Consider the following 13,269-nt stretch of genomic DNA (forward strand, 5'->3'; position numbering starts at 1 on the left):
GGAGCGCACCTCTGGAGGAGGCTTCCTACGACGTGCGACAAACTATTCGTAATGATAATGATTGTCAAATACGAAAGTTAATGAGTTTCTATCCATTTTGGTTCTAAGCTTCAACCTGTGAAACGCTTCAACATTTGCCTCTACGTCCGGCCTTTCCAGCCTTCCCGACGGTCCTAATTTCTTCCCCCGCCCATCCGTTCCCCTGTGTACATCTCGGCTGCCGAACACTGCCCGCCTGTCGTGCGCGGGCCAGTCAGGCGCGACTCACCCAGACACTGGCAGGAACATTCCATGACGGACGCCTTCGAACTCCCGCACTCGCTGGTCCAGGCCCTGGCGCAACGCGCCGCCCAGACCCCGGAGCGCATCGCCTTGCGCTTCCTCGCTGACGCGCCCGGCGAGCAGGCGGTGCTCAGTTATCGGGACCTCGACCAGCGTGCGCGGACCATCGCCGCGGCGTTGCAGGCGCGAGCCGGGTTCGGCGAGCGTGCGGTACTGCTGTTCCCTAGTGGGCCGGACTATGTCGCGGCGTTCTTCGGCTGCTTGTACGCCGGGGTGATCGCCGTGCCGGCCTACCCGCCGGAGTCTTCGCGCCAGCACCATCAGGAACGCTTGCTGTCGATCATCGACGACGCCGAGCCGCGCCTGCTGCTGACGGTAGAGGCGCTGTGTGACAGTTTGCAGGGCCTCGAGGCCCTGGCCGGGGCCAACGCTCCGAGCCTGCTGGCCGTGGACCGCCTGGATTCGCAACTGGCCGCGCAGTGGCGCGAACCGAGGCTGGAAGGCAGAGACATCGCCTTCCTGCAATACACCTCCGGCTCCACCGCGTTGCCCAAGGGTGTGCAGGTCAGCCACGGCAACCTGGTGGCCAACGAACAGCTGATCCGCCAGGGATTCGGCATCGACCTGAACCCGGACGACGTGATCGTCAGCTGGCTGCCGCTGTACCACGACATGGGCCTGATCGGTGGCCTGCTGCAGCCGATCTTCAGCGGCGTGCCTTGCGTATTGATGTCGCCGGGTTACTTCCTCGCCCGACCGCTGCGCTGGCTGCAGGCAATCAGCGACTACGGCGGCACCATCAGCGGTGGCCCGGACTTCGCCTACCGACTGTGCAGCGAGCGCGTCAGCGAGGCGGCACTCGCCGGCCTGGACCTGAGCCGCTGGCGCGTGGCCTATTCCGGTTCCGAGCCGATCCGCCAGGACAGCCTCGACACCTTCGCCGAAAAATTTGCCGCCTGTGGCTTCGACGCCAGCAGCTTCTTCGCCAGCTACGGCCTGGCCGAGGCCACTCTGTTCGTCAGCGGCAGCCGCCGTGGCCAAGGCATCGGCGCCCTGGAACTGGATGCCAGGGCCTTCGCCGCCAACCGTGCCGAACCGGGCCGGGGCAGCGTGCTGATGAGCTGCGGCTATCCGCAGCCGGGCCATGCGGTGCGTATCGTCGAGCCGCAGCAACTGCAGGTGCTGGCTGACAATCAGGTGGGCGAGATCTGGGCCGGCGGCCCGAGCATCGCCCTGGGGTACTGGCGCAACCCCGAGGCCAGCGCCCGCACCTTCGTCGAGATGGACGGCCAGACCTGGCTGCGCACCGGCGACCTGGGCTTCATGCGCGACGGCGAGGTGTTTGTCACCGGGCGCCTGAAGGACATGCTCATCGTCCGTGGCCAGAACCTCTACCCACAAGACTTGGAAAAGACCCTGGAGCGTGAGGTCGAGGTGCTGCGCAAGGGCCGGGTGGCGGTGTTCGCCGTCGACGACCAGGGCGAGGAGGGCATCGGCGTGGCGGTGGAGATCAGCCGCAATGTGCAGAAGGCGCACACGCCCGAGGCGCTGATCAATACCCTGCGCCGGGTCATTGCCGATGCCTGCCGCCAGGCGCCGGCCGTGGTGTTGCTGCTCAACCCGGGTGCCTTGCCCAAGACCTCCAGCGGCAAGCTGCAGCGCTCGGCCTGCCGCCTGCGCATGAACGACAGCAGCCTGGATATCTATGCGCGGTTCCCGACGGCGCAAACGGAGCAGGGCAATGGCGTGGCCGGTGACGACCTGCAGGCACGGATCGCGGGTATCTGGCGTGAACTGCTCAAGGTCGAGGCGGTGGCGGCGGACGACCACTTCCTGCTGCTGGGTGGCAACTCCATCGCGGCCACCCAGGTAACCGCGCGCCTGGGTGACGAACTGGGCATCCAGCTCAGCCTGCGTACCCTGTTCGAGGCACCGACCCTGGCCGAGTACAGCGCCGCCGTGGCGGCCGTGCTCGCCGAAGGTGGCAGCGCCGCCGGCACCATCGAAACCCAGGCTCGCGACCAGGCCCTGCCGCAGTCGCTGGCACAGAACCGCCTGTGGCTGTTGTGGCAACTGGAGCCGCAGTCCGCCGCCTACAACATCCCCGCTGGCCTGCACCTGCGCGGCGAGCTGGATGTCGCGGCGCTGCAGGCCAGCTTCCAGGCTCTGGTGGCACGCCATGAATCCTTGCGCACGCTGTTCGACGAAGTCGACGGCCAGGCCGTGCAACGCATCCTGCCGAGCCAGGCGTTCACCCTGCGTCATCTGGAGCTCGAAGGGCAGTCTCCCGCCGAGGTGGCCGCGCGCCGCGAGGATGAGGCGCAGCAGCCGTTCGATCTGCGCCAGGGTCCGCTCCTGCGGGTGACCCTGGCCCGCCTGGACGACGAAGAGCACCAGCTGTGGGTGACCCTGCACCACATCGTCGCCGACGGCTGGTCGCTGAACATCCTGCTGGATGAGTTCGCCCGTCTGTACGCGGCCCAGGGCCAGGCTGTGCAACTGCCCGAACTGACGCTGGGCTACGCCGACTACGGCCAGTGGCAGCGCCAGTGGCTGGCCGATGGCGAAAGCGCCCGCCAGCTCGACTACTGGAAGAACAAGCTGGGTGATGAACTGCCGGTGCTCGACCTGTGTACCGACCAGCCCCGCGCCAGCCGGCAGCACAGCCTTGCCGCGCGCCACACGCTCAAGGTGCCTGCGGCGCTGACCAGCGCCCTCAAGGATCTGGCCCGCGACCAGCAGGCCAGCCTGTTCATGGTCCTGCTGGCCGGCTGGCAGGCCCTGCTGCACCGCTACAGCGGCCAAGGCGATATCCGTATCGGCGTGCCCAATGCCAACCGTCCGCGCCTGGAAACCCAGGGCATGGTCGGTTTTTTCATCAACACCCAGGTGCTGCGCGCCGAGCTCGACGGCCGTCTGCCGTTCGCCGGGCTGCTGGCCCAGGCACGCCAGGTCACAGTCGAGGCCCAGGCCCATCAGGACCTGCCCTTCGAGCAACTGCTCGAGGCGCTGCCGCAGGCCCGTGAACAGGGTCTGTTCCAGGTCATGTTCAATCACCAGCAACGCGACCTGTCGGCGTTGCGCCGCCTGCCCGGCGTGCTGGCCGAAGAGCTGCCCTGGCACAGCCGCGAAGCCAAGTTCGACCTGCAGTTGCACAGCGAGGAAGACCACCAGGGCCGCCTGACGCTGGCCTTCGACTACGCCGCCGGATTGTTCGAGGCGGCCACCGTCAAACGCCTGGCCAGCCATCTGCTGGCCTTGCTCGAGCAGGTCTGCGCCGAGCCGCAGTTGCCCCTCGGCGAGGTGCGCCTGCTCGACGAGCACAGCCAGACGCAACTGCTCGAGTGGGGCCAGGCGCCCATGGCGAGCGCGCCGCGCCTGCTGGTCGAGCAACTCAATGAACAGGCCCGCATGACCCCCGAACGCACCGCGCTGGTGTGGGAGGGTGGTCAGCTGAGCTATGCCGAACTGCACCAGCAGGCCAACCGCCTGGCGCACTACCTGCGCGACAAGGGCGTCGGTCCGGACACTTGCGTGGCGATTGCCCTGGAGCGTTCGCCGCAGCTGCTGGTCGGCCTGCTGGCCATTCTCAAGGCCGGTGGCGCCTACGTGCCGCTGGATACCGACTACCCGGCCGAGCGCCTGGCCTACATGCTCGGTGATTGCCAGGCCGGCCTGCTGCTCAGCCACAGCAGCCTGCTCGACAAACTGCCGCAGGTCGAAGGCGTGAGCGCCATCGCCCTCGACCAGCTGCACCTGGACAGCTGGCCAAGCCAGGCCCCCGGCTTGCACCTGCACGGCGACAACTTGGCCTATGTGATCTACACCTCCGGTTCCACCGGCCAGCCCAAGGGCGTAGGCAATACCCATGCCGCGCTGGCCGAGCGCCTGCAGTGGATGCAGGCCAGCTATGCGCTGGATGACAGCGACGTGCTGATGCAGAAGGCGCCGATCAGCTTCGACGTGTCGGTGTGGGAGTGCTTCTGGCCGCTGCTCACCGGTTGCAAGCTGGTCCTGGCCGGCCCCGGCGAACATCGCGATCCGCAGCGCATCGCCCAGCTGATCCAGCAACACGCGGTGACCACGCTGCACTTCGTACCGCCGTTGCTGCAGGTGTTCGTCCAGGAGCCGTTGGCCGCCGGCTGCACCAGCCTGCGCCGGTTGTTCTCCGGTGGCGAGGCGCTGTCCGCGGCCTTGCGTGACCGCGTGCTGCAACTGCTGCCACAGGCTCAACTGCACAACCGCTACGGCCCGACCGAAACCGCGATCAACGTCACCCACTGGCGCTGCCAGGCGAATGACGGCGAGCGCTCGCCCATTGGTCGCCCGCTGGGCAACGTGCTGTGCCGGGTGCTGGACGATGAGTTCGAGTTGACCGCGCCGGGCGTGCCCGGCGAGCTGTGCCTGGGGGGCGCGGGCCTGGCCCGCGGCTACCTCGGCCGCCCGGGGCTGACCGCCGAGCGCTTCGTGCCGCAGCCCGATGGCGACGGCGCACGGCTGTACCGCAGCGGCGACCGCGCCCGCTGGCATGTGCCGAGCCAGGCCCTGGAGTACCTGGGGCGCCTCGACCAGCAGGTCAAGGTGCGCGGCTTCCGCGTCGAGCCGGAGGAGGTGCAGGCGGTGCTGCTGGCCGAGCCGGGTGTCGCCCAAGCACTGGTGCTGATCCACAAGGATGCCGTCGGTGCCCAGCTGGTGGGCTACTACAGTGGTGTCGAGCAGACCGAGGCGCTGCTGGCCGCATTGGCCGAGCGCCTGCCGGCCTACATGGTGCCGGCACAACTCATCCATCTTGCGCAGCTGCCCCTGGGGCCGAGCGGCAAGGTCGATCGCAAGGCGCTGCCGGCCCCGGTCTGGCAGCAACGTGAACATGTCGAGCCGCAAAGCGCGTTGCAACAACAGGTCGCGGCGATCTGGCGCGAAGTGCTGGGCCGGCCGCAGGTCGGCTTGCAGGATGACTTCTTCGCCCTCGGCGGCCACTCGCTGCTGGCCACCCAGATCGTCTCGCGCACCCGCCAGGCGCTGGATGTCGAGTTGCCGCTCAAGGCCTTGTTCGAGGCCAGCGAGCTGGGCGCGTTCTGCGCCGAGATTGCCCGTCTGCGGGGCTGCGGCGCACGCAACCTGCAAGGCGCCATCGCCCGTGTCGACCGCCGCCAGGCGGTGCCGCTGTCGTACTCGCAGCAGCGCATGTGGTTCCTCTGGCAGATGGATCCGCACAGCCCCGCCTACAACGTCGGCGGCATGGCCCGCTTCCAGGGCGCGCTGCATGTGGACGCCTTCGAGCGCGCCTTGCAGGCGTTGATCGTGCGTCACGAAACCCTGCGCACCACCTTCCCCAGCATCGACGGCAAGCCTTACCAGTGCGTGGCCGATGACAGCCACGTGCAACTGCACTGGGATGACTTCAGCACCCTGGCCGACGAGGCCCGCCAGCAACGCCTGCAACAACTGGCCGACGACCAGGCGCACCAGCCGTTCGACCTGGAGCGCGGTCCATTGCTGCGCGCCTGCCTGGTCAAGGCCGGCGAGCGCGAGCATTACTTCGTCCTGACCCTGCACCATATCGTCACCGAAGGCTGGGCCATGGACATCTTCGCCCGCGAACTGGGCGAGCTGTACGAGGCCTTCGTCGACGAGCGCGAGTCGCCGCTGGCGCCGCTGCCGGTGCAGTACCTCGATTACAGCGTGTGGCAGCGCCAGTGGCTGGAAAGCGGCGAGGGCGATCGCCAGCTGGCTTACTGGAAGGACCGCCTGGGCGATGAGCATCCGGTGCTGGCATTGCCCGCCGACCGCCCACGCCCGGCGGTGCAGAGCCACCGCGGCGAGCTGTACCGCTTCGACCTGGATCCGGCGTTGGTCAAACGCGTGCATGCCTTCAACAGCCAGCGCGGCCTGACCCTGTTCATGACCATGACCGCCACCCTGGCCGCGTTGCTGCACCGCTACAGCGGCCAGCGCGACCTGCGCATCGGCGCGCCGGTGGCCAACCGCATCCGCCCGGAAAGCGAGGGGCTGATCGGCGCCTTCCTCAACACCCAGGTGCTGCGTTGCGAACTGGACGGGCAAATGAGCGCCGGCGCGTTGCTCGACCAGGTGCGCCAGACCATCATCGATGGCCAGTCGCACCAGGACCTGCCGTTCGAGCAGTTGGTCGAAGCCCTGCAGCCGCCGCGTTCGAGCGCCTACAACCCGCTGTTCCAGGTGATGTGCAACGTGCAGCGCTGGGCCTTCCAGCAGAGCCGTGAGCTGGTGGGCATGCAGGTGGACTACCTGGTCAACGACGCCAGCGCCACCAAGTTCGACCTGTACCTGGAGGTCACCGACCTCGACGGCCGCCTGGGCTGCTGCTTTACCTACAGCCGCGACCTGTTCGATGAGCCGCGCATCGCGCGCATGGCCGAGCACTGGCAGCAGTTGCTGGTGGCGCTGATCGACGATCCGCAGCAGCGCCTGTGCGAACTGCCGATGCTGGCTGAAGCCGAGCAGCAGGTGCTGATCGGCCAGCTGCAGGGCGAGCAGGACTTCGCGCTGGACCAGACCCTGCACGGGCTGTTCGCTGCCCAGGCTGAGCGCACCCCGCAGGCCCTGGCCCTGACCTTCGCCGGCCAGCACCTGAGCTACGCCGAACTCGACCAGCAGGCCAACCGCCTGGCCCGGGCCTTGCGCGAGCGCGGCGTCGGCCCGCAGGTGCGGGTGGGCCTGGCGCTGGAGCGATCGCTGGAGATGGTGGTCGGCCTGCTGGCCATCCTCAAGGCCGGTGGCGCCTACGTGCCGCTGGACCCGGAATACCCGCTCGATCGCCTGCGCTACATGATCGAGGACAGCCGCCTGGGCCTGCTGATCGGCCAGCGGGCGTTGCTCGACACCCTGGGCGAACTGCCGCCGGGCGTTGCCCGCTGGAGCCTGGAGGACGATGCCGCGAGCCTGTCCGCCTACAGCGACGCCGCCCTGGACAACCTCAACCTGCCGCAGCACCAGGCCTACCTGATCTACACCTCCGGCTCCACAGGCAAGCCCAAGGGCGTGGTGGTCAGTCATGGTGAAATCGCCATGCACTGCAAGGCGGTGATCGCCGAGTTCGGCATGCGCAGCGACGACTGCGAGCTGCACTTCTATTCGATCAACTTCGACGCCGCCAGCGAGCGCCTGCTGGTGCCGCTGCTGTGCGGTGCCCGCGTGGTGTTGCGTGCCCAAGGGCAGTGGGGCGCCGAGGAAATCTGCCAGCTGGTGCGCGAGCAGCAAGTCAGCGTGCTCGGTTTCACCCCGAGCTACGGCAGCCAGCTGGCCCAGTACCTGGCCGGGCAGGGCGAGCAATTGCCGGTGCGCCTGGTGATCACCGGTGGCGAGGCCTTGACCGGCGAGCACCTGCAACGCATCCGTCAGGCCTTTGCGCCGCAACAGTTCTTCAATGCCTACGGCCCGACCGAAACGGTGGTGATGCCGCTGGCCTGCCTGGCGCCGGAGCAGATACCGGTCGACGCCGGCAGCGTGCCGATCGGCCGGGTCATCGGTGCCCGCACCGCCTATATCCTTGACGAGGACCTGGCGCTGCTGCCGCAAGGCGGCATCGGTGAGCTTTACGTCGGCGGTGCCGGCCTGGCCCAGGGGTATCACGACCGTCCGGGCCTGAGCGCTGAGCGTTTCGTCGCGGACCCGTTCAGCCATGCTGGCGGTCGCCTATACCGTACCGGCGATCTGGTGCGCCTGCGCGCCGATGGCCTGGTGGAGTATGTCGGCCGTGCCGACCAGCAGGTGAAGATCCGTGGCTTCCGTATCGAACTGGGTGAGATCGAGAGCCGCCTGCAGGAGCACGCCGACGTCGAGGAAGCGGTAGTCCTGGCCCTCGACCTGCCGGGCGGCAAGCAGCTGGTGGGTTACCTGGTGTGCCCGCAGGCCAGCGCCGACGGCGAGGCCCAGGCCCTGCTGCGCGAGGCGGTCAAGGCCGATGCCCGCCAGCACCTGCCCGACTACATGGTGCCGGCGCACCTGGTGCTGCTCGACAGCCTGCCGCTGATGGGCAACGGCAAGCTCGACCGCCGCGCGTTGCCGGCCCCGGATCTGGAGCAGGCGCGCCAGCATTACCAGGCGCCGGCCAATGAGCTGGAAGGCCAACTCGCGCAGATCTGGCGCGAGGTGCTCAACCTGCCCCGCATCGGCGTGCAGGACAACTTCTTCGAACTGGGCGGCGACTCGATCCTGTCGATTCAGGTGGTCAGCCGTGCCCGCCAGCTGGGGCTGCAGTTCACCCCGCGTGACCTGTTCCAGCACCAGACCATCCAGACCCTGGCGGCCGTGGTGACCCGCAGCGAGGCGCCGAGCGCGATCGAGCAGGGCGCACGTCAGGGACGCACCGGCCTGACGCCGATCCAACACTGGTTCTTCGACAGCGAAGTGCCGCAACCGCAGCACTGGAACCAGGCGGTGCTGCTCGGTGTGCGCCAGCCGTTGCAGGCCGAGGCGCTGGAGCGGGCTTTGGCCGCGCTGGTGCAACACCACGACAGCCTGCGCCTGCGCTTCCGTCAGGCCAACGGCCGCTGGCAGGCCGAGTACGCCCAGCCGAGCACCCAGCCGTTGCTATGGACCGCGACGGTGAGCGATTTCGAGGACTGCCAGGCGTTCTATACCGATGTGCAGCGCAGCCTCGACCTTGCCGAGGGGCCGCTGCTGCGCGCCTTGCTGGTCAGCGATGACCAGGGCGCCCAGCGCCTGCTGTTGGCGATCCATCACCTGGTAGTCGACGGCGTGTCCTGGCGCGTCCTGCTGGAAGACCTGCAGGCGCTGTACCGCGGTGAAACCCTGGCCGCCAAGACCCATGCCATGGGTGACTGGGCGGCGCGCCTGGCCAGCTATGCCGGCAGCGACTCGCTGCGCGACGAGCTGGGCTGGTGGGAAGCGCAACTGGGCAACGCCCGTCGTGAACTGCCCTGCGACCACCCCCAGGGCGACAACCTGCACCGTAATGCCCGCAGCATCGCCATCGAGCTGGACGTCGAGCAGACCCGCCAGCTGCTGCAACAGGCGCCGGCGGCCTATCACACCCAGGTCAACGACCTGCTGCTGACTGCCCTGGCCCGTACCCTGTGCCAGTGGAGCGGCGACCAACAAGTATTGGTGCAGCTGGAAGGCCATGGCCGCGATGGTCTGTTCGAGGACATGGACCTGACCCGCAGCGTCGGCTGGTTCACCAACGCCTACCCACTGAGCCTGAGCCCCGTAATGGCTGAGGGCGAAGTTGGCCGCGCCGCGTCGATCAAGCGCATCAAGGAACAACTGCGCCAGGTACCGCACAAAGGCCAGGGCTACGGTGTGCTGCGCTACCTGGCCGACGAGGCCGGGCGTGAGCGCATGGTCGCCTTGCCCCAGGCCCGGATCACCTTCAACTACCTCGGCCAGTTCGACCAGCAGTTCGACCAGGCGGCACTGTTCCAGCCGCTGGATGCCCCGGCGGGCCTGGCCCATGACCTGGATGCGCCGCTGCCGAACTGGCTGAGCGTCGATGGCCAGGTCTACGGCGGCGCGCTGCAACTGCGCTGGAGCTTCAGTGCCGAGCGCTATGACGAGGCGACCATCGCCCGTCTGGCCGAGGCCTATCGCCAGGAGCTGCTGGCCTTGGTCGCCCACTGCCTGGCGGACGGCAACGGCAGCTTCACCCCCTCGGACTTCCCGCTGGCGCAACTGACTCAGGAGCAGATCGACGCGCTGCCGATCCCGGCCGCCGAGATCGAGGACGTCTACCCGCTGACGCCGATGCAGGAAGGCCTGCTGCTGCACACCCTGCTCGAGCCGGGCACCGGCATCTACTACATGCAGGACCGCTACCGCATCAACAGCGCCCTAGATCCCGAGCGCTTCGCCCGGGCCTGGCAGGCGGTGGTTGCGCGCCATGAGGCGTTGCGCGCCTCGTTCAGCTGGAACGCCGGCGAAGCGATGCTGCAGATCATCCACAAACCCGGCAAGACCGCGGTGGACTATCAGGACTGGCGCGGCCTCGACGAGCACACCCAGGAAGCGCGCCTGCAAGCGTTGCACAAGGAGGAGCGCGAGGCCGGCTTCGAGCTGCTGCGCGAAGCACCGTTTCACCTGCGCCTGGTACGTGTGGACGATGCGCGTTACTGGTTCATGATGAGCAACCACCACATCCTCATCGATGCCTGGTGCCGCTCGCTGCTGATGAACGACTTCTTCGAGATCTACCAGGCCCTGGGCGAAGGGCGCCAGGCCCAGTTGCCGGTGCCGCCGCGCTACCGCGACTACATCGGCTGGCTGCAGCGCCAGGACCTCGACGAGGCGCGCCAGTGGTGGCAGGCCAACCTGGCCGGCTTCGAGCGCGCCACGGCGATCCCCAGCGACCGTCCGCTGCGCCATGACCACGCCGGAGACGGCATGGTCGTGGGTGACTGCTACACCCGCCTGCAAGTGAGCGAGGGCGCCCGCCTGCGTGATCTGGCCCAGGCCCACCAACTGACGGTCAACACCTTCGCCCAGGCGGCCTGGGCGCTGACCCTGGCCCGTTACAGCGGCGAGCGCGACGTGGTGTTCGGCGTCACCGTGGCCGGGCGTCCGGTGAGCCTGCCGCAGATGCAGCGCACGGTCGGCCTGTTCATCAACAGCATCGCCCTGCGCGTGCAGTTGCCGCAGCCGGGCGAGCGCAGCAGCGTGCGCCAGTGGCTGCAAGGCTTGCTCGATCGCAACATGCAGTTGCGTGAGTACGAGTACCTGCCGCTGGTGGCGATCCAGGAATGCAGCGAACTGCCCAAGGGCCAGCCGTTGTTCGACAGCCTGTTCGTGTTCGAGAACGCCCCGGTGGAAACTGCGGTGCTCGACCACGCCCAGCACCTGGACGCCAGCTCCGACTCGGGCCGGACCCACACCAACTTCCCGCTGACCGCGGTGTGCTACCCGGGCGATGACCTGGGCCTGCACCTGTCGTTCGACCAGCGCTACTTCGACTACCCGACCGTCGAGCGCCTGCTCGCCGAATTCAAGCGCCTGCTGCTGGCGCTGGTCGAGGGCTTCGACGGCGAGGTCGGCGAGCTGCCGCTGCTGGGGGCCGACGAACAACGCTTCCTGCTCGAGGACTGCAACCGCACCGACCATGCCTATGCGCTGGAGCAGAGCTACATCGAGCTGTTCGAGGCACGGGTGGCCGCGCATCCGCAGCGCACCGTCGCCCGTTGCGAGGCGGGCCGCATACGACTATGCGGGCCTGAACGTGGCGGCCAACCGGCTTGGTCATGCTTTGGTTGCGGCTGGCGTGGCCATCGACCAACCGGTGGCGTTGCTGGCCGAGCGCGGCCTGGCGCTGCTGGGCATGATCGTCGGCAGCTTCAAGGCCGGCGCTGGCTACCTGCCGCTGGATCCGGGCCTGCCTGCAGCGCGCCTGCAACGTATCGTCGAGCTCAGCCGCACGCCAGTGCTGGTGTGCAGCGCGGCCTGCGCCGAGCAGGCGCGCCAGCTGCTCGATGAGGTAGCGGGCACGGCGCGGCCGAAGCTGCTGGTCTGGGAAGACGTGCAGGCAGGCAACGTGGCCAGCCATAACCTTGGCATCCACAGCGCGCCGGACAACCTTGCCTATGTGATCTACACCTCCGGTTCCACCGGACTGCCCAAGGGCGTGATGGTCGAGCAGCGCGGCATGCTCAACAACCAGCTGAGCAAGGTGCCGTACCTGGCCCTGGACGAGCAGGACGTGATCGCCCAGACCGCCTCGCAGAGCTTCGACATCTCGGTGTGGCAGTTCCTCGCCGCGCCGTTGTTCGGTGCCCGTGTGGAGATCGTGCCGAACGCCATCGCCCATGATCCGCAAGGCCTGCTGAGCCATGTGCAGGCCACCGGCATCACAGTGCTGGAGAGTGTGCCGTCGCTGATCCAGGGCATGCTGGCCAACGATCACCAGGCCCTCGATGGGCTGCGCTGGATGCTGCCGACCGGCGAGGCCATGCCGCCCGAGCTGGCCGCCCAGTGGCTGCAGCGCTACCCGGCCATCGGCCTGGTCAACGCCTACGGCCCGGCGGAGTGCTCGGACGACGTGGCGTTCTTCCGCGTCGATGCCGCCTCGACCCAGGGCAGCTACCTGCCGATCGGCACGCCGACCGACAACAACCGCCTGTACCTGCTCGGCGAAGACCAGACCCTGGTGCCGCTGGGCGCGGTGGGCGAGCTGTGCGTCGCTGGTACCGGTGTGGGCCGTGGCTATGTCGGCGACCCGCTGCGCACGGCCCAGGCGTTCATCCCGCACCCGTACGGTGCCCCCGGTGAGCGCCTGTACCGCACCGGCGACCTGGCGCGGCGCCGTCCGGATGGCGTGCTGGAATACGTCGGGCGCATCGACCATCAGGTCAAGATCCGTGGCTACCGCATCGAGCTGGGCGAGATCGAGGCGCGCCTGCACGAACAGCCGGAGCTGCGCGATGCGGCGGTGGGCGTGCAGGAGGGCGTCAATGGCAAGCACCTGGTCGGCTACCTGGTGGCGCACCAGGGCGTCAGTGCCGATGCCGCGCTGCTCGACCAGCTCAAGCAGCGCCTGCGCGCCGAGTTGCCGGAGTACATGGTGCCGCTGCACTGGGGCTGGTTCGACAGCCTGCCGCACAACGCCAACGGCAAGCTCGACCGCAAGGCGCTGCCTGCCATCGATATCGGTGGCCAGCACAGCCAGGCCTACCTGGCGCCGCGCAATGAGCTTGAAGAGACGCTCGCCGGCATCTGGGCCGATGTGCTCAAGGCCGAGCGGGTGGGCGTGCGCGACAACTTCTTCGAGCTGGGCGGGCATTCGCTGCTGGCAACGCAGATCGCCTCGCGGGTGCAGAAGGCCCTGCAGTTGAACGTGCCGTTGCGGGCAATGTTCGAGTGCAGCACGGTGCAAGAGCTGGCGGACTATGTGCGTGGCTTGCAGGACAGCGCGCTGGACGACGCCAAGGTCGATCGGTTGAGCGACCTGATGGCGGAGCTGGAGGCGTTGTAGCCTCATTGCCGTCAGCGCGGGGCCTGCCT

Annotated in this window: 1 pseudogene; it reads left to right on the forward strand. The window is 68.2% G+C overall.

Features of this window, described 5'->3' with window-relative positions:
• The first annotated feature begins 291 nt into the window (after positions 1-291).
• Positions 292-13,240, forward strand: a pseudogene (locus ACZ9C1_RS00755) (non-ribosomal peptide synthetase).
• Positions 13,241-13,269 lie beyond the last annotated feature (29 nt).

Source organism: Pseudomonas sp. TE21435 (genome assembly GCF_056279265.1).